The 17,041-nt window shown below is 57.8% G+C and carries 19 protein-coding genes and 2 tRNA genes; 1 reads left to right on the top strand and 20 read right to left on the bottom strand.

Annotated elements, in window-relative coordinates:
* Window positions 1-39: 39 nt before the first annotated feature.
* The 14 genes from K7R21_RS07775 to cobO all read right to left on the bottom strand — a co-directional run bounded on the left by K7R21_RS07775 (window position 40) and on the right by cobO (window position 10,992).
* Window positions 40-405, bottom strand: a complete 366-nt coding sequence (locus K7R21_RS07775; protein ID WP_224982704.1) for a hypothetical protein — start codon at window positions 403-405, stop codon at window positions 40-42.
* A gap of 173 nt (window positions 406-578) precedes the next feature.
* The gene (locus K7R21_RS07780) at window positions 579-1,061 is read right to left on the bottom strand and encodes a hypothetical protein (RefSeq protein ID WP_224982705.1); all 483 of its coding nucleotides are present in this window, start codon (window positions 1,059-1,061) and stop codon (window positions 579-581) included.
* 606 nt (window positions 1,062-1,667) lie between these two features.
* Window positions 1,668-2,945, bottom strand: coding sequence for a site-specific integrase (locus K7R21_RS07785; RefSeq protein ID WP_224982706.1), 1,278 nt, complete (start codon window positions 2,943-2,945; stop codon window positions 1,668-1,670).
* Window positions 2,946-3,031: 86 nt separating this feature from the next.
* Window positions 3,032-3,108: transfer RNA gene (locus tag K7R21_RS07790), tRNA-Arg, on the bottom strand.
* 51 nt (window positions 3,109-3,159) lie between these two features.
* Complete coding sequence (locus tag K7R21_RS07795) at window positions 3,160-3,675, bottom strand: adenine phosphoribosyltransferase (protein ID WP_224982707.1); 516 nt, start codon at window positions 3,673-3,675, stop codon at window positions 3,160-3,162.
* A 17-nt stretch (window positions 3,676-3,692) separates the two neighbouring features.
* The gene (locus K7R21_RS07800) at window positions 3,693-4,688 is read right to left on the bottom strand and encodes a sigma-70 family RNA polymerase sigma factor (RefSeq protein ID WP_224982708.1); all 996 of its coding nucleotides are present in this window, start codon (window positions 4,686-4,688) and stop codon (window positions 3,693-3,695) included.
* Window positions 4,689-4,736: 48 nt separating this feature from the next.
* On the bottom strand, window positions 4,737-5,381 hold the full coding sequence (locus tag K7R21_RS07805) for a protein-L-isoaspartate(D-aspartate) O-methyltransferase (protein WP_224982709.1): 645 nt from the start codon (window positions 5,379-5,381) through the stop codon (window positions 4,737-4,739).
* Window positions 5,382-5,440: 59 nt separating this feature from the next.
* Window positions 5,441-6,187 (bottom strand): 5'/3'-nucleotidase SurE, encoded by a 747-nt coding sequence (gene surE, locus K7R21_RS07810; protein WP_224982710.1) that lies wholly within the window; start codon window positions 6,185-6,187, stop codon window positions 5,441-5,443.
* 105 nt (window positions 6,188-6,292) lie between these two features.
* A complete protein-coding gene (locus K7R21_RS07815) occupies window positions 6,293-7,039 on the bottom strand; it encodes an RNA methyltransferase (protein WP_224982711.1) in 747 nt (248 codons plus the stop codon).
* A gap of 224 nt (window positions 7,040-7,263) precedes the next feature.
* Window positions 7,264-7,896 (bottom strand): DedA family protein, encoded by a 633-nt coding sequence (locus tag K7R21_RS07820; protein ID WP_224982712.1) that lies wholly within the window; start codon window positions 7,894-7,896, stop codon window positions 7,264-7,266.
* Window positions 7,897-7,968: 72 nt separating this feature from the next.
* On the bottom strand, window positions 7,969-8,805 hold the full coding sequence (locus K7R21_RS07825; protein ID WP_224982713.1) for a L,D-transpeptidase: 837 nt from the start codon (window positions 8,803-8,805) through the stop codon (window positions 7,969-7,971).
* 80 nt (window positions 8,806-8,885) lie between these two features.
* Entirely contained in the window at window positions 8,886-9,830 is a 945-nt protein-coding gene (gene meaB / locus K7R21_RS07830) for a methylmalonyl Co-A mutase-associated GTPase MeaB (RefSeq protein WP_224982714.1), read from the bottom strand.
* A gap of 192 nt (window positions 9,831-10,022) precedes the next feature.
* The gene (locus K7R21_RS07835) at window positions 10,023-10,427 is read right to left on the bottom strand and encodes a cobalamin B12-binding domain-containing protein (protein ID WP_199389812.1); all 405 of its coding nucleotides are present in this window, start codon (window positions 10,425-10,427) and stop codon (window positions 10,023-10,025) included.
* A gap of 34 nt (window positions 10,428-10,461) precedes the next feature.
* Window positions 10,462-10,992, bottom strand: coding sequence for a cob(I)yrinic acid a,c-diamide adenosyltransferase (cobO, locus tag K7R21_RS07840; RefSeq protein ID WP_224982715.1), 531 nt, complete (start codon window positions 10,990-10,992; stop codon window positions 10,462-10,464).
* A 449-nt stretch (window positions 10,993-11,441) separates the two neighbouring features.
* Between cobO and K7R21_RS07845 the strand changes: the two genes are divergently transcribed.
* Window positions 11,442-11,516: transfer RNA gene (locus tag K7R21_RS07845), tRNA-Val, on the top strand.
* Window positions 11,517-11,705: 189 nt separating this feature from the next.
* On the opposite strand, the gene K7R21_RS07850 is transcribed toward K7R21_RS07845, so the two are convergent.
* From K7R21_RS07850 to K7R21_RS07875, 6 genes are all read right to left on the bottom strand, one after another.
* A complete protein-coding gene (locus K7R21_RS07850; RefSeq protein ID WP_224982716.1) occupies window positions 11,706-13,979 on the bottom strand; it encodes a phage tail tape measure C-terminal domain-containing protein in 2,274 nt (757 codons plus the stop codon).
* Window positions 13,964-14,263, bottom strand: coding sequence for a hypothetical protein (locus K7R21_RS07855; RefSeq protein ID WP_224982717.1), 300 nt, complete (start codon window positions 14,261-14,263; stop codon window positions 13,964-13,966). The genes K7R21_RS07850 and K7R21_RS07855 overlap by 16 nt, the downstream gene beginning before the upstream one ends.
* 1 nt (window position 14,264) lies before the next feature.
* Entirely contained in the window at window positions 14,265-14,585 is a 321-nt protein-coding gene (locus tag K7R21_RS07860; protein ID WP_224982718.1) for a phage terminase small subunit P27 family, read from the bottom strand.
* A gap of 235 nt (window positions 14,586-14,820) precedes the next feature.
* Complete coding sequence (locus K7R21_RS07865; RefSeq protein WP_224982719.1) at window positions 14,821-15,963, bottom strand: phage major capsid protein; 1,143 nt, start codon at window positions 15,961-15,963, stop codon at window positions 14,821-14,823.
* Between the two features lie 207 nt (window positions 15,964-16,170).
* On the bottom strand, window positions 16,171-16,710 hold the full coding sequence (locus tag K7R21_RS07870) for a hypothetical protein (RefSeq protein ID WP_224982720.1): 540 nt from the start codon (window positions 16,708-16,710) through the stop codon (window positions 16,171-16,173).
* Window positions 16,711-16,797: 87 nt separating this feature from the next.
* Window positions 16,798-16,986 (bottom strand): MerR family transcriptional regulator, encoded by a 189-nt coding sequence (locus K7R21_RS07875; RefSeq protein ID WP_224982721.1) that lies wholly within the window; start codon window positions 16,984-16,986, stop codon window positions 16,798-16,800.
* Window positions 16,987-17,041: the final 55 nt, after the last annotated feature.

Genomic DNA, 17,041 nt, shown 5'->3' on the forward strand with positions numbered 1-17,041 from the left:
TTGGCACACCCCCCTTGTACAACATCCCTTCATTGCTGGCTAAGCCCCGTTGTTGGTCTCACTCCTAAGGATGTCAATCAACCACTGCTCGGCTCTCTCTCTGTTCTGCTCATTACTGTTAAACCGTGCCCAAGCATCTGAACGGCGAATGAACTCCTCGATCTTCTGGTTCCTATTCTCAAGGGTGCATCCTTCTTTCCGCTTGATTGCGTTAACAGACCACCACTTTTCACCATTGGTATATGCTTGCTTCAGGTCTTTGGTATCATTGAGCAAAAGAGCTGCAACTGCTGCTGCTAACTTCTTCCCCGACCGACGTTCCAGGGTACTATCAACCTCAGCAGCAGCTACGAATGCAGCAACAGCGTTGTGTACATCTTCAAGGGTTGCGATATCTGGCTTCATGTTCTTATGGGTCCTCTGGCCCAGTGTTTCTTGTTGCATCACGAGCACATGTGCTTCATAATGACAGTGGTTAATGTTCGGTTCCCATGCCTCATTGACCTCGCCCTATCGACTGCCGCAAACAGTTGATGGGGCTTCTTATTGCTGCCCTCCTCAGCAACAGCTTTAAACCCTCATATATCTAACTTTTCATACGTTCTTAACGTACTGTTCTTGTTAAGGTACTCGGCACACCTCTTCTGCAACTCAACAGGGATCTCCTTAGACACGTCCGAATAGGTGTCGTAGACATTGAAGAAATAGTGAAGCTCACCATCGAGGCTAGATTCCTTGGCTACCAAGAACTTACCCTTCTTAGTCAAGAATGCCTTAAGCTTGACATTATCTCTCTTGTCATCGTAGTAGCCCAACTCGATGCCATCAAACCGGAACTCCTGCCCAATGAAGATCTCGTTCTCTAAGCTCTCCTTCCCTTTATAGACAGTCTGCTCAACCATCCTGGCTTGCTCTGCTTCCTTACGCATACAAGTTTCCCGCAGCAGTTCAGCGATCAGCTTGCTCAACGAGACATCAGGGAACAGCTCCTTCGCCTTATCGAACCACAGCAGGTCCTCGTCTGCCACGTACAGGTTCTTCTTATTCGATACCTTTGTCATCTCTCGTGCATCTCCTATCGGTTAGGTTAGGCGCATTTTACACAGTTGATGCACCGTGTCAAGACATATCTTCCCTTTTAGCTTTTATGCGCATACCTCATCGAGGGTACACAGGACGGCAACATACTCTATCGTAAAATCAGACATTTAGATTGTGGAATGGATTTCGTGACCGTTACACCACTAACGATTACGGGAGGTTACACCTGAGTGACGGGAATAATGACGGGAAATGAACTGCAAAAGGGATGCTTGGGGGAAGGACGAAGACTGCTTCGATTGGTACATCACGACAACTAACCGACAGCACTTTATCACGATCAGCCCTCGGGGTCGAGATGCAAAAGGTTCACCTTTGCATCGAGAACCGAGGAGACAACCGAACGCAGTGAGGGCGTCAGCATAGCACCGCTACACGTTACATCCTTGGCACGATCGCTGCGAATCACCATCTTCACCGCTACCGACACCAGAACAACTACCACCAACAACACCAACAACGGCAACAGCAGGAGAGCATCGCCAGCAGATTGTCTATCACTAGCGTCGTTAGGATCAGATAACCATCATACTTCCAACTACCAGGAGCATAATGGCTCTCTGGCCCTACACCTTCCACTCAGGGATATCGACACCATAGTCCAACTGCATCAAGGCATCCAAGAGCACCTTAGGCTGGTATCGCTTACCGTACCTCCCGCTGGTTATGGTGGCGTGAGCATGACCTAGTATCTCTGCAATAGCAGCTTCGGAGATGCCCTTTTGCTTGAGTACATCTGCTACCGTGTGCCGCATACTGTGAAACACCTTCTTGGGGTCTTCGGTTACACAATCCCTGTTGTACCTTGCGTACCACTTACCAATACCGTTGGTGTATCCATGAAGGCGAATCAGATCCAGGTTCATCCAAAGCCTAGGCTTCTTAGCGGCCTTCATCGTTTCATAATAGTCGATCAGGCCGAGTTCGATCAGCTTAGGATGGATCGGTATCAGTCTTGCGCTGGCAGCATTCTTGAGACGCTTATCACCAGTATCGTTGATGTCGAAACACCAGTAATCATCCACCTTTACCACATCTTCAATATGGAGTTGGCATATCTCGTTGAGCCTGAGACCGGAGTACAGGCCAATCAGGGGTATCCAGTACCGTTCTGGTGTCTCATGGTCAACAGGTAAGTTACCAACGATGTTCCTTATATCGGTAAGGGTGTAGGCGCTCCTCTCCTCGTCTGCTCTCTGCTTCAAAACTAACTGCAAGCCTGTAGCAGGATTCCTGGGTATCATCTCCTGCTCATGGCAATACTTCAACAGGCTACCGATCCTGGCTATATGCTTGTTGACCGTCTTGGGACTCATGCCTTCACCTGTGTTCGATGCTATGACCTCCTTAACCGATTTTCCACGGTACTTGTGGTAAAAGTATGGTGGCACCTTCAGCAGGGATGATCTCAGGTCTATCAGCATGGGTCTAGTGATGGTGGACACATCCACGTTACCCAAGATGTCCACCAGCAGCCTAAAGACCCCTTCTACCTCCAACGTTGTCTTTTCAGTCCACCCAGCCTTCTTCTCTGCCGTATATGCCTTTATCACTTCTGATAGCCGGTTCCCTGCCTTGACTTTCGGCTCCTTCTGCACAGGCAGTAAACTATGCACCACCTGCTGCGTATGGTCGGGTGCTAACGTACCTGTCCGCAGCAAGGCAAAAGCATTGTGGGTCTTGAACTCGTGATATCGAAGCAGGGTCTTAGCAGCATTTAACTCACTGGTCTGCAAAGACTTCTTGATGAACTTACCTGGGAAGAGATGAGACAGGTCGGCAGGCACCTTTATCTTATAGTAGAACCGGCGGCTGACCCTTATGAGGTGTGTTGGATATGACAAAGCCTCTTGCTCCTTAGTATACCTAGTTGTATACCTAAAGCTAAGAGGCTCTGTATTTCTGCTGCCATTACAGCAACTTATAGTATTGGCGTCCCCGAGACGATTCGAACGTCCGACCCCTTCCTTAGGAGGGAAGTGCTCTATCCTGCTGAGCTACGGGGACAAGTCAGACGGACTTTATACAATACCGTCGCCTGTTTGGCAAGAAGTTTTATTAAAACTTCAACAACGAGAATACCTTACCCTCAGGCAGCTTCTTGGCCCCTTCAAGAAACTCGAGCTCGGCCATGAAGCAGCACTCGACCAACTCGACGTCCATGCTGTTGATCATGTCTACCACGGCCGCCATGGTACCGCCGGTGGCCAACAGGTCGTCGGCGATCAGCACGCGATCGCCCTTGTTGAAGGCGTCGGTGTGGATCTCGAGGGTGTCGGTGCCGTACTCGAGAGCGTAGGTCTTCTTGAAGGTTTTGGAGGGAAGCTTGCCCGGCTTTCTCACCAGCACGATGCCGGCACCCAGCTTGTACGCGAGGGCGGCTCCGATGATGAAACCGCGCGCCTCAACGCCCACGACCTTGTCTATCTTCTGCCCCACGTACCGGTGGGACATGAGGTCAACCATGCGCTGAAACGACTTGGCGTCCCCTAAAAGCGTGGTGATGTCTTTGAAGAGGATCCCCTTTTTGGGGAAATCGGGAATGTTCCTGATGATGCTTTTAAGATCTTCCATGTCCAACGGCGTCTCCTTTAATTACCAGTAGTTGCACTACGCCCCATTATGTCGGTGGCTTCCACTATTTTTCTCAGTTTTTCAAGGGACTTCGCCTCGATCTGGCGAATCCTCTCCCGGGTGACGCCAAAGCTGCGACCGATGGTGTCCAGTGTCTGCGGGTCCTTGTCGTCCAGACCGAAACGCAGTGTCAGGATCTTCTTCTCCGCGTCGGACAGGGTCTCGAACCACTTGGAGACCAGCTCGTACTTGTTCAGGTCCTCCAAGAGCACAGCGGGCGAGATGGTCGAGGTGTCCTCGATGGTGTCGATCAGGAAGTAGTCGTTGTTCTCACCCATCGGACGCTCGATGGAGTAGGTCTTCTTCAGGAGCACCATGAGCCGGCGCACGTAGGTGACGTTCACCTCGAGCGCGTCGGCGACTTCCTTCACGCTCGGCTCGCGGTTCATCTTCTGCACCAGTTCGCGGGTAACCCTGAGCATCTTGTTGATGTCGTCGGAGACATGCACAGGCAGGCGAATGGTGCGGGACTGGTTCACCAGGGCGCGCTCGATGGACTGCCTGATCCACCAGGTGGCGTAGGTGGAGAAGCGGCACTCCTTGGAGAGTTTGAAGCGTTCGACCGCCTTGATGAGCCCCATGTTTCCCTCTTCGATCAGGTCGAGGAAGGGAAGGCCGCGGTTGATGTAGCGTTTGGCGATCTTGACCACCAGGCGCAGGTTGGAGACGATCATCCGGTCGCGCGCCGCCTTGTCACCCAGGTCGATACGCGCGGCGAGCTCCTTCTCCTCGTCCGCGGTCAAAAGCTTGGTCTTCTGGATCTCGCGCAGGTAGAGCTTGATGGCGTCATCGAAATGCTCCACCACCGCGGCCTTGATCTCTTCTTCCTCGACCTCGGCCTGCTCGTCCTCCTCGACCTCTTCGAGTTCGAGGGCATCCGGATCCGGGTCGTGGTCCTGTTCGCCATCAAGAAAGAGAGGTTCCTTCTCTTCTAAAAGCTCGTCGTTTTCCATGCCGGACTCCTTTGGCAAAGCTTGATTGTTGGATCGCAACCTGTGCTGCTACTCGTCGTTCCAGCCGTTTTTGCCGATCAGCCTCACGAAGCGGCAGTCGTCGGCTTCCTCTCGTGTCACGCTGCCGTCCGCCGCCTTCCGTATCACCAACAGTTTCTGGTCCACACGATCACCGACCGGGATGACCAACCGCCCGCCGGGCGCCAACTGCTCGATCAGGCATTCCGGGAGAGCGGGAGCCCCGGCGGTTACCAGGATGGCGTCAAAGGGCGCCTCCTCGGGCCACCCCTCGGTACCGTCCCCGATCTTCAGGTTCACGTTCAAAAGCCTCAGGCTGTCCAGCGCCTTGCGCGCCTTCATGGCCAGCGGGCGGATTCTTTCCACGGTGCAGACGCGGTCGGCCAGGGAGGCCAAAACGGCGGCCTGGTACCCGGAACCGGTGCCCAGTTCCAGCACCTTTTCCCTGCCGGTGAGGGCCAGGAGTTCAGTCATGCGCGCCACGATGTAGGGCTGCGAGATGGTCTGCTTCTCCCCGATGGGGAGCGATCCGTCGCTGTAGGCCTGGGCGGCCATCGCTTCCTCGACAAATATGTGTCTGGGCAACTCCAGCATGGTGTTGATCACCCGCTGGTCCGTGATACCGCGTCTAACCAGTTCGGCAACCATCCTCTTGCGTGCTACAGCTGAATTCATTCCCCCCCCGATCTTTGGCAGCGGGGAAATATAACAAATGACGTGCTAAAAGTCCAGCATCACGGCAGTTCCCACCCCTGCAGCTCGCCGATGGCCGCGTGGTTGGTGAGGTCGATGTGCAGGGGCGAAATGGAGACGTGGCCGCGCGAAACGGCGTGGTAATCGGTGCCGGGAACGTCCTGGAAACTAAGGTCAAGGGTGCCAATCCAGTAGTAGTTTCGGCCGCGGGGATCGACCTTGTCCACGATGGTCCCCTCGTAACTCCGCTTTCCCTGGCAGGTGATCTGCGCCGGGAGGATCTGGTCGGCGGGGAGGTCGGGGACGTTGACGTTGAGATAGGTGTCGCGCGGGAGCCCGCGGCGCTGGACGCTCTGGGCCAGTTGGGCTGCGAAGGCGGCAGCGGAGTCGAAGTTATCCCCGGAGCTGCGGGTAGCCAGCGAAACGGCGATGGCGGGGATCCCCATCAGGGTCGCCTCCAAAGCGGCCGCCACCGTGCCGGAATAGGTGACGTCGTCGCCCAGGTTGGCGCCGCGGTTCACCCCTGAGATGACCAGGTCGGGGCGGAAGGACAGGAGGCTGTGGATGCCGAGGTTGACGCAGTCGGTGGGGGTCCCCTCCACGGCGTAGATGTTGTCGGCGATGCGGGCGGCGCGCAGCGGGTGGTGCAGCGTGAGCGCGTGGGAGACCGCGCTCTGCTCGCGGTCCGGCGCCACCACGACCACCTCTGCCACCTGGGACACCCGCTTGATCAGGGCGGCTAGGCCCGGGGAGTGCACGCCGTCGTCGTTGGTAAGGAGAATCTTCACGGTAGGGCCCTCTCAGTCAGGTACAGCAGAACAGGTCCAGATCCAGCATCCGCCCACCCCTCTCGCTTCGGCGGCGCGGAGACAAACTTTAGCACATTTTAACAATTAAGGGAATCCGGCGCCCTTCTTTCCCTTGAACTCGACGCAGGCCCAGTCGATCTGGGACAGGAGGCCGCGCAGCGAGGCAACCTCGCGTTCGTCCAGTTCGGCGCGGGAGAAGATGCGCCGCATGGTGCGCATCATGTGGTCAGGGTTCTGCGGGTTCAGGTAGCCGATGCGCAGGAAGGTCTTTTCCATGTGGGCATACATCGGTTCCAGGGACGCCGACCCGGCCAGTTCCCGCGCGGCCTTGACCGGCACCGGTGCGGCCCCTTTGAGGAACTCGTAGCAGAAGATGAGCACCGCCTGGGACAGGTTGAGCGAGCCAAACTCGTCCGCGGTCTCGATGGTGGACTGCCAGCGGCACATGGCCACCTCGTCGGTGGTGAGCCCGCTGTCCTCGCGTCCGAATACCAGTGCAAGGCGGCTGGTGGGTGCGCAAGCGGCGAAGCGTTCCACGATCTCGGGTGGGGTGGATATCTCGGCGCGGTACTTGCCGCGGCGCCTGGTGGTGGCGACCGAGTACTCGCTGTCGGCTAAGGCGTCTTCGAGCGAGGTGAAGATGCGTGCGCTCTCCAGGAGGTCGCGCGCGGAGACGGCGAACTTGATGGCATCCAGGTGATCCACCTGGCAGGGGTTAACCAGACGCAGGTCGCGCAGGCCCATGTTCTTCATGGCCCGGCAGACCATGCCTATGTTGCCGGGACTCTGGGTCCCGACCAAAACGATGGAAACTCTTTCCTTCAAATCCATGCAATGCCCTTCACTTTTCACGGCGAAATGTGCTGCCTCAGGACGGGGCGCGGGCGGCATTACACCACAACCTAAGGCAATTGACAAGACGGCAGAAAAGCTGTCACGCAAAGAACGCTGAGAATCCGCGAAGAACGCTAAGAGAGACTTTGGGGTTATACCCTTTTCTTTGGCGTGCTTTGCGACTACTTCGCATCTTTGCGTGACTGCTTTTGATTTTGCTTCTACCGGTGGGTGGTTTTGGTGCGACGGGGGCGGGTCTGGATGCGCTTGAGACGGGCACGGGCGTGACGCTTACGCCACCGCTGCACGACGAAGTGACTGGACCACATACAGACGATGATCCCGGCCAGAACAAGCATCAGGTAGGGCTCGTAACTCTGCAGATCCTCGATGAACAGGGACGCGGTCTTGCCGAAGAGATAGCCGGCCAACGAAAAAATGACGGACCAGGCCAGGGCGGAGAGAAAGTTCAGATAGAGAAAACGGTGCGACGGAAAGGTGGTCATGCCGAGGATGACGGGAAGCACGATGCGGAAACCATAGGTGTAGCGAGACACAAAGGCAACCAGGGTGCCGTAACGTTCGATGAGCCGCAACGCCTTCCTGAATTTCCTGGCGAAGGTGGTAAAAAGCCGCAAGAGCTGCGGCCCCTTGGTGCGCCCGACGTGGAAGTAGAACTGGTCGCCGAAGAATGAACCGACCAGGGCGGCGAACATGACAAGGTAGAGGTTTAGGTACCCCTGAAAAGCAAGGAACCCGGCGAAGATGAGGATCGCCTCTCCTTCCAGGAAGGTTCCCAGGAAGAGCACCCAGTAGCCGTGCGTCTGCAAGTATTCCTTGAACAGTTCCTGCACAAAAACTCCAGCTGTGACAGTGGGATCGCCTCACATTCAGTGGCGGACACATCTGGAGAGTATAGCGCCTTATTACTTGCGGTAAACCGGGTTGGTTCCCCTCACCTCGACGACAGGTGCATCCTCAAGTTCTTCCAGGTCGCCGGTGTCTTCTTCGTACTCGTTCTCGCCGACGGCCCAGGCGTAGAATTTCTCCGAATCGAGCAGCTGCGGCTTAGTAGGGATACCGTAAACCCGGTTCTGCATTCCCTCGTCGTAGAGACCGACGCAGCCGTGGGAGGCGGGCTTGCCGGGGAGATCGCGGGCGTGGATCCAGTAGGAGACGTTGTCGGGGCCGATATGGAAGCGCATGGCGTTGTCCATCGGGTATTGCCCGGTCTCGTCTTCAGTCTTGTACAGCGAAGAGGTATGGGTGCGGTGGCGGGCATCGATACGGAAGACGCCCACGGGGGTCTCGTGGCCGGGGGCACCGGTCGCGGCGGGGGCGGAGAACTTCAGCTTGCCGTTCTCGTAGGCACCCATCCACTGCTCGGTCATGTCGATCAGGATGTACTTGCCGTGCGCCTTGGCCGGCGGGTACTCCGGGGGCATGGGGGTGTAGCTGCGGGCGGCGACGATGTCGACGGGGACCTTGATGGTCATGCCGGGATAGACGTGGCGACGGTCGATGCGGTTGAAGCGGGCCACGGTAACCCAGTCGGCACCAAAGAGGGATTCCAGCGTCTCCTGCGGCTCGATGAAGTGGGCGCGCCAGGGAACCTTGGCAAGGCTCGGGTACTCTACCCGGGAAAGGTCTTCCTTGGCGGGATCCTGCGGGTTGGCACCAGGCTCGGAAGTGGCGGAGGGGTTGTAAACCACGATGGAAAAGAGGATTACCAGAACAACAAAAACCAGAACCTTACGTAACATCTTGCCTGCTCCCAACCGAGAAACGACTAATGGGGCCTACGCCCCATTTCGTTCTTAATTAACACCTTTGCCCCGCTCGGTCAAGAAAAAGCGCGTGCCGCCATGACGTCCTGTACCGCGCTGTAGGGATCGATGCTCTTGTCGCGCATGCCGGCCACGATCTCGTCGTATTTGCCGTTACCCTTGATGGCGCCGAACACGGTCTCGAAGAGCTCCTCCCGGAGCGCGTCGGCGAAGAGCTTGGCGTTTCTCTCCTCGATGAGCCGCTGCAGCGCTCCGGACTCCTTCAGGTAGATGTGGTGCTTGTCGAATTCAGCCACCAGTTCCTCGATGCCGACGCCTCGTGCACCTTCGGTCAGCATCACGCGCGGCGCCCATCCGGCCGCGTCCGGGTGCTTCATCTCCAGCATGGTGGTAAGCTCGCGGGCGGTGCGTTCGGCGCCGTCGCGGTCGGCCTTGTTGACCACGAAGACGTCGCCGATCTCGAGGATGCCGGCCTTGATGGCCTGGATGTCGTCGCCCAGGCCCGGGACCATGACCACCACGGTGGTGTGCGCGGTGCTCACGATATCCACCTCGTCCTGCCCTACCCCGACGGTCTCGATGACGATGACGTCCATGCCCATGGCGTCCATGACGTTGACCACGTCAGTGGTGGAGCGGGACAGTCCCCCCAGCGCCCCGCGGGTGGCGAGACTGCGGATGAAGACGCCGGCATCGTCGGCGTGGCGGTTCATCCTGATGCGGTCGCCGAGGATGGCGCCGCCGGAGAAGGGGCTGGTGGGGTCGATGGCCACCACACCCACCAGGAGGTCCTTCTTGCGGTACGCGGAGACGATCTGGTCCACCAGGGTCGACTTGCCCGCCCCCGGGGGACCGGTGATGCCGATGATGTAGGCGTTGCCGGTGTGGGGGTAGAGGGTTTTCAGTTCCTCGATGGCGCTCTTGAAGCGGTCATCGATGTCGCGCATCAGGCGCGCGGCGGCGCGGATGTCGCCGTCGAGCACGCGTTCGGCCAGGGTCATGGGAAACTCCAGAAGCGGTTCAGGGTTCAACGTTCAACGTTCGAGGGAGACCGTCGCCACCGACCGGCATGATGGTGACTTCTACGGCATACGCCGCGTCTGCTCTAGGCAACACGCGGCGCATGAATTGCGTCCAGGTTGTGCAGTTAACGTTGAACGTAGAACGTTGAACGTTGAACGTCCGTTGCGGTTTTAGGCGTGGGGCGTGATGTTGTCGCGCACCCAGCCGACGATGGTTTCGGTGGAGGTGCCGGGGGTGAAGACTTCGGCGATGCCGGCGGCCTTGAGGCCCGGAATGTCGTCCTCGGGTATGACGCCACCAGCCATGAGTACGATGTCGGCGGCCCCCTTCTCCGTCATGATCTCCTTCACCGCGGGGAGCAGGGTGTTGTGGGCGCCGGAGAGGATGGAAAGGGCGACGAGGTCGACGTCCTCCTGGATGGCGGCGGAGACGATCTGCTCCGGGGTCTGGTGCAGACCGGTGTAGATTACCTCGAAACCGGCATCGCGAAAGGCGCGAGCGATGATCTTGGCACCCCTGTCGTGGCCGTCAAGACCAGGCTTTCCCACCAGCACGCGAATTCTTCTTTCAGCCATGGCAAACCTCCGATATCAGTAAATTCAATGGGATTTATTTCTCGATGCCGACGCGCGCATCAACGCCGGCTTTGTAATAGTGCTTGATCTCGCGCATCTCGGTGACCAGGTCGGCCGCCTCGATGACCTTCTCGTGGGCGTTGCGGCCGGTGAGCACCAGCTCCACGTGGTCAGGCTTGGCCGCCATCAGCTCCAGCAGACGCTCCACGGGGAGAAGCCCCATGGAAACCGCGCCGTTCACCTCGTCGAGGATGACGAGGTCGTATTCACCGCTGGTAAGCTTTTCTGCGGCCAGCGCGAGCGCCTCGGCGGCCAGGTCCTTGTCGGCCTGGGCGGGGTTGTCCTTGTTGACCCATCCCGGACGCCCGGTTTGGATGATGGTGAGAAAAGGAGCCAGCTTCTCGGCGGCCATCTGCTCGCCGTACGGCCCGCCCCCCTTCATGAACTGGATCATGCAAACCTTGAGTTCGCGACCGGTCGCGCGCAGGGCAAGCCCCAGCGAAGCCGTGGTCTTCCCCTTGCCGTTGCCGGTATACACCTGAATAAGACCGCGTTCCAGTTTCAAGATATCCCCCGGTGTTGTGTTGGCCGCGGCGGCCTGCGATTGGTTTGCGCTGACGCTAACGGAAGCTCCGCGGCGACGCAGCACTATAGCAACTGGTCAAGGAAGGTGTCAAGGCCAAAGAGGCAATATCTAGAACAACGTTAGGAGGTGGAGCAGTGCAGGTGGTGCATAGTAGATAGTGAGGTAAATCCCCTTTGTCTCCCCTTCGCAAAGGGGAGGACGCGGGGCGCGGGCGGCGCTTGGTGGCAGAGATGAATGGCTGATCCAGCTTCCTGTACAAACAAATCCCATCTAGTTCTGGGAGCCACATTATTTACAAATCAGGCTCCGGCACTAACTGTTCGCGCTACTTTGAATACTTACGACAAGCAACGCTCTGACAGGGCCACGCCCCCTGACAAACAAGCCTTGACATCGAAAAAGGCATCTGCTACATAGACAGGACGCATGGGCGATTAGCTCAGCGGGAGAGCACTGCCTTCACACGGCAGGGGTCACTGGTTCGAACCCAGTATCGCCCACCATGCAAATCATAGGGTTAGCCATATCGGCTGACCCTTTTGCGTTTCACAGCGCACACACAGCGCACTCTACAGAAGCCCCGTTTCCCCCCAAAAAAAGAAAAGGGCGTCCGCTACTACCGACGCCCTCCCCTGCTTACTGTTTTGCCTCAAAAGCAGGAATTCCTGCTTTCCTCCCACCGTCCACCTAGTTCATGCGTGCCTCCGCATTACCTGCAGCACAGTCTCTTCGATGGCATCACGCAGCGCAGAGGAAAGCTTGTTGTTGCCCTCCACGGTGACCGGGACGCTGATCGAGGTCTGTGACGGCTCGGGCGCCGGCTGTTTCGCCATGCCCCTGATCACTTCTGCATATTCCGCCGGCAGGATCATCTCCTTTGCATGGGTCTGCACAATCGGGTTGACGCCAGCCGGGATGTCATACCCGCCGGCGGCCGACTTCATGTCCATGGGCTTGTACCCGTTCTGAGCCGGCACGGTGCTCGACCCGCCGAATATGCTCCCGAGGGCTCCAAGCCCTACTGACGCAAGTGAGGAAAGCGGACCCATGAGGCCTTGCTGCACCGCGATTCGGGCCAAGTCTTTGATCACAGCATCAGCGAACGATTTGAAGTTGGCCTTCCCGCTGGTGGTGAAGCTGACCAGGGCATCCTCCATGTTGTTCATCACATTGGTGGTGGCGTTGTTTAGTTGCGCGCCGACGTTGGAAGCGGCCTTCGCGTATTCCTGCAGCGATACGGTCATGCCACCCAGGGCCGTGGTGCTCTGCAGGATCTTCTTCTGCTCGAGCAGCTTCTCGTTGATCCCGTTTATGACCGCCTGTTCCTGCAGCCTCGCCATGACCGCTTCGGCGCCGTCGCCCTGAATGGAATCGTAAATCGACTGCTGAGCAGCGAGCTCCTGGCCAAGTAGATCGATGCGCTTTGTTGCAGCCTCACCGGTGCTGATCTGGTAGAACTTTTCCGCGGTGTCCACCAGGGCGAGTTGGTTGTTGATCTGGGCGATAGTGACGGCTTCAAGCTCTCGGGCTTCTTTGGCGCGGTCGACAATGAGGGGGCCGCCTAGCATCCTGGTTTCCGACGGTCCCGTAAGGCTGTACTTGCCGCTAGGGATTAGTGCCCCTGCAGAGTCGCCCAGAAGGCTGTAAGGGGATTTCTTCTCGGGCATGCCAAACGGAACATCTAGCGTGCCCTTCATGATCCCCCAGTCTTTCACAAGGGCCTCGGTCGCCTCGGTGCGCTTCTTCTCTAGCTCATCCGTTTCCTTATTCAGTTTCTGCAGCCATTCGGCTTCTTCTTTGAGCGACTCTTGCTCGCGCCTCCAATTCATAAAACCGGGGTCGTTGACGGTGTAGTTGACCTTTTCTTTTTCTGCCTTGGCCAGTGTGTCTAAGTCGACCCGGCTGCCCATAGAAGGCTTGGTGGATTTAATACGGTTGCCGTCAGCGTCTAGCCCGACCTCAGAGTTGGCAAGCGTCTGCAGCGCCCTATCACTTTCCAGGTAACGCTGCTCAAATATCTTGTTTTGTTCGGCCCACCACTTCCCGGTGTCGGTGAAGTTGCCACCAGTCACGGCCCACGCCAACCGGGTCACGCTGCCGCCTGCCTTGTCGGCCAGCATCGCCATGCGCGTGATTTCGGCCTCGGTAGAGTTCAACGCTGAAATAAAATTGGGGATGCCTTGGACGGCGATGTCACCGAACGCAACAGCCAACCTTGTGAGGGGCGGCACAAGCGCGGTCCCGATCTGCACCTTGAGGGATTCGGCAACATCGTCAATGTCCTTCATCGCCTGGCGGTACTTCTTAACCGCTGCTACCTTGTCTTCACCGAACACCAGGTGCAACTCCTTGGCGCGGTCTTCGGCTTCTTTCATGCCCTCGGAGGTCAGCCGCAGAATTCCCGACAGTTCGCGCCACCCTTTGCCGTATAGGGCCATTGCCGCGGTGTCGCGGTCTTTACCCTCCTTTAGCCTTTTGAGGTAGTCGTTGACCTCCATCATAACCGACATGGAGTCTTTGAGATTGCCGTTGCTGTCTTTTATGTCGATGCCGGCTTTAGTAAAGGCGTCCCCGTTCTTGAGAGCTTGGCGGGTGAGCCGGTCGGATGCGCCCACGGCATCATCGACCGTAAGAAAGGCATCATCGAGAGCCACGCGCAACACGGATGCCTGGGAAGCAGTAACCCCGAACACCTTGGACAGCTTGGTGACCTCGCCAGCCACTTCCTTGGTGGTATCAATCATGCCCTTGAACATAGCGCCGCCAGCAAGCACGGCCATGGTGGTGGCGGCTGCAGTTGCGGCGCTCTTGAATAGTCCTTCGACAACCTTCATGCCGCCGGACACGTCAGCCTGCATTTTCTTGACGGTGTCCTGGGTGATTCTGTTGGACTTCCCCATGTCTTCTCTAAACCGCGCCATATCGGCACTAATGGACACAACGAGTTCGCCTAATTGACCAGGCATTTAGATCTCCTTTGGCCCTTCAGGGCCTTATGCGGGGTGGTATCCCCCTCATACTTCCACCAGAGTGACGGCTTTGTTCCAGGGAAGTGTTTCTCCCACCAGGCAAGCACCTGGTCCCGGTGAGCAAACCACAGTTCGCGCTTTTCTTCGGGCATGAGGAAGAAACGATCTTTCCAAGGGCCGGCCTGCGGGTCGTGTTTGCCGTCACAGAGCCAGTTGAAACACTCGGGGGATGTGGCCGGCGCGGTTCTGCTGCGCGGGGTGCGTTTTCGGTTCGTCGCCATGCTACCTCCCCACCGGGCGGCCCGGCCGATCCTGCAGGGGTTCCAGGTCGAGGTTAAGAGCTTTCAGGGCTGCCAGCATTGCCGCCCTGGCGTCCCTTTCCACGGTGGTCAAGGGGTGAGCCTTGGCCTGGTCGAAACGGTCCTTCACGGTCAGCCCTTCTTCCGCTATGACGGCTTGCGCCTGTCTCATTCGGTCAAATGCTTCGAGACCGGTCTGCAGGATCAGGAGCCCGGCTTCATCCTCGATGCCGTACTCGTCGAGCAGCCGTTTCCATTGGGCTTTCGCTTCCTTGCTCAGGTGCTTAGGTACTTTGGTTGCCATGTGGCCTCCAGAATTTTTGAAAGGGTTTCTTGGTTTTGTGCAAGTGTAGGCTCACACGCGGTCAGGCGGAACAGCCCCCCAGGGATTTACCCTGGTGGGGGGCATTAAAAAAGGCGGAGCCGGGGAGGGGTTCCGGTTCCGCCTTTATGTGGCCACGCCGCCCGTAACCCCGAGTCCGTGGCTTTGCTGCACTTTTCAGGACCGGGGCCAGCACAGGGAGCGCCCCGCCCGAGCTTTACGCCGAGATTTTGAGGGCCTTCACAGCGTTAGAGTCGACCAGCATGGAGCCGGTTCTCTTGGTTGTGTAAAAGTGGACCCAAGGCTTATTAGTCAGGTCGTCCCTGATCATCCTAGTCCCGATCCTGTCGGTGATGGTATAGGCGCGCTTGAAGTCGCCGAAAAGCACCGCCAGGGCGTTTGCCGCGACGCTGGGGAGGTCGTCGTTAACAACGATGTTGTAACCCCAGAGCGTTGCAGGCTTGTCGGCTGTCATCGGCTGGTAGATGTAGTCGCCTTCCACCGCGTTTTTAAAACCGCGGACGGCCTCGAGAGTTTGCCTGTTCATCATCCACACAGCACCGGGCAGATACTCGCTCTTGAGGGCGTGAACCATCTTCAGCAGGCAGTCTGCAGGCGAGACAGTAGCAGAAGCGGCCACAAAGCCGTTGGCGTCGCCAGAGACGATGTGCTGTATGGTCCCGAATGGCCTGGTCGCATCGGCGGTCGCTGCAGTCGGGTAGGCGAGAATCCCTTTCGGCTTCAGTAGGCCGTCGCCATTGGTAAAGGCGGTGTTTTCCTGGCCAGCGAACTCAAGGGCAACCTGGTTGGTGAGATAGCCGGACATATCGAAGCCGGCATCGTCCAGGAGCTGCTGGGTGACTGCCGGGTTGGCATAGATCTCACCCCAAAAAGGAGTGAGGGCTTTGAGGGTGGGAGTACCCGTCTCCGGCCGCTCCTGCGTTTCCCCGACCCAGCCTGAAGCCGGCGCCCCGGTCGAGACGAGCTGGGTGTAGTTCGGGGTCGAAACGGTGATCACGTTGGCGACGGAGCGCATGGGAGTGGCGTTGCGGGCCAGGAGCAGGATCTGGTTGCCGAGTTCCGACGGGACCGCGTAGCCGCCGTCGGGATCGCTGCCGACGCTCATGGAGTTTTGGAACTCGGAGAGGGCGGTAAACCTGCCGGTCCTCATGGAGGCCAAGAAGGCCTTGGTGTGCTCGGGGTTGGTTTTGCTGTTTTCAGCGGGGACGCCAGCTGCCGGCCTGTTGCCCTTGGCCTCGATCTCGTCGAGGCGGGTCTTGAGGGTTGCGACCTCGGCTTGGTGAACCTCTTTGAATTCAGTGACCGCTGCGTTGAGTTCGTCAAAATATTCCTTGTTCATTTAGTGATCCTTTGCTACGTCCGTAGCCAGGTCCGTTTCTCAACGGTCCGTTTGAGTTGGGATAACTGCTATTGGTGCTGCCGCTTGGCTCCGGCCTTTTCCAGCATCCCGCTGGGCTTCCTTCCGCGTTCCCACCAGCATCCCGCTGTGAGCCTGTTTCTAGAAGCTTCTGCTTTTGCCTTGCTGTGCCGATAAGCCCACTTTGCTTTAACCGTGTTTCTGCGCCTCTTGGAGCTCATGGCACACCTCCTGGAGTTGTTTCTGGAAGTCCTCGCCGCGCCAGCCGGCCACCGTGTCATGTTTCAGCCCCATTGCCAGCGAGGTGATCAGGCCACCGGAGATCACCACTTCCTGGCGCAGCCCTTTGCCGATGAAGGAAACCGCGGTGAATTCCTGAAGGTCACTGTCGGCGTACTCGATCCTGGCCAGCGGAAAGTCCTGGCAGATCCTCACGGAGGTGACAGCAATACGTGACGGCTCGGCGCCGAGTATGTACTGCAGCGAGATTCCGAAGAGCCCCAGCTCACCCTGAAGCCCGCCATACACAAGAACATGCTGGGCAGCGTTTGCCGGGTCCGGCGAGGTGGCCCCGATCAGCAGGGTTGCCGTCTCTTTGGCGTTGAGGGGGATGTCGTCATGAGTCGGCAACATGCCAGCGCCCTTGAGGGCGTCAACCACAGCGGAAAGGTGCCCGGGGTCTGCACCCTGGCCAACGAGTTTCGATTTTGCGCGGGAAATGTTTAACATATGAGTGCTCCTCCTTTTGACTAGCACGGTAACATAGCGGCCTCTTGTTCCGGCGACGCTGTGGAGAATGTGGAGAATAGCGACAATTTATTTTTCGTTTTCGTGGTCCATGATGAAAGCCTCGGCTGAATCGACGTAGATCCTCACGCCCTTACGGCCCCCCAGGCGGAAGCCGTCAAGCACCCCGTCATTGAAGAGCCGGTACACGTATGAGGTGCTGCAGGCGAGATATTCCGCGGTCTTTCTGGTGTTCATCGCTAGGCGTTTGCCGCACATATTTGATTTCTCCTTCACGTTTGATTTTTCTTTGATTTAGCTGTGTAACTATTTA

Origin of the sequence: Geomonas agri (genome assembly GCF_020179605.1) — a bacterium.
GTDB classification, from domain to species: Bacteria; Desulfobacterota; Desulfuromonadia; order Geobacterales; family Geobacteraceae; genus Geomonas; species Geomonas agri.

Bases quoted from the DNA above. Each gene is read 5' to 3' on its own strand.
- K7R21_RS07775 (WP_224982704.1), bottom strand. From the start codon at position 405: ATGAAGCCAGATATCGCAACCCTTGAAGATGTACACAACGCTGTTGCT.
- K7R21_RS07780 (WP_224982705.1), bottom strand. From the start codon at position 1,061: ATGACAAAGGTATCGAATAAGAAGAACCTGTACGTGGCAGACGAGGAC.
- K7R21_RS07795 (WP_224982707.1), bottom strand. From the start codon at position 3,675: ATGGAAGATCTTAAAAGCATCATCAGGAACATTCCCGATTTCCCCAAA.
- K7R21_RS07800 (WP_224982708.1), bottom strand. From the start codon at position 4,688: ATGGAAAACGACGAGCTTTTAGAAGAGAAGGAACCTCTCTTTCTTGAT.
- K7R21_RS07805 (WP_224982709.1), bottom strand. From the start codon at position 5,381: ATGAATTCAGCTGTAGCACGCAAGAGGATGGTTGCCGAACTGGTTAGA.
- K7R21_RS07815 (WP_224982711.1), bottom strand. From the start codon at position 7,039: ATGGATTTGAAGGAAAGAGTTTCCATCGTTTTGGTCGGGACCCAGAGT.
- K7R21_RS07825 (WP_224982713.1), bottom strand. From the start codon at position 8,805: ATGTTACGTAAGGTTCTGGTTTTTGTTGTTCTGGTAATCCTCTTTTCC.
- meaB (WP_224982714.1), bottom strand. From the start codon at position 9,830: ATGACCCTGGCCGAACGCGTGCTCGACGGCGACATCCGCGCCGCCGCG.
- K7R21_RS07835 (WP_199389812.1), bottom strand. From the start codon at position 10,427: ATGGCTGAAAGAAGAATTCGCGTGCTGGTGGGAAAGCCTGGTCTTGAC.
- K7R21_RS07850 (WP_224982716.1), bottom strand. From the start codon at position 13,979: ATGCCTGGTCAATTAGGCGAACTCGTTGTGTCCATTAGTGCCGATATG.
- K7R21_RS07855 (WP_224982717.1), bottom strand. From the start codon at position 14,263: ATGGCGACGAACCGAAAACGCACCCCGCGCAGCAGAACCGCGCCGGCC.
- K7R21_RS07860 (WP_224982718.1), bottom strand. From the start codon at position 14,585: ATGGCAACCAAAGTACCTAAGCACCTGAGCAAGGAAGCGAAAGCCCAA.
- K7R21_RS07865 (WP_224982719.1), bottom strand. From the start codon at position 15,963: ATGAACAAGGAATATTTTGACGAACTCAACGCAGCGGTCACTGAATTC.
- K7R21_RS07870 (WP_224982720.1), bottom strand. From the start codon at position 16,710: ATGTTAAACATTTCCCGCGCAAAATCGAAACTCGTTGGCCAGGGTGCA.
- K7R21_RS07875 (WP_224982721.1), bottom strand. From the start codon at position 16,986: ATGTGCGGCAAACGCCTAGCGATGAACACCAGAAAGACCGCGGAATAT.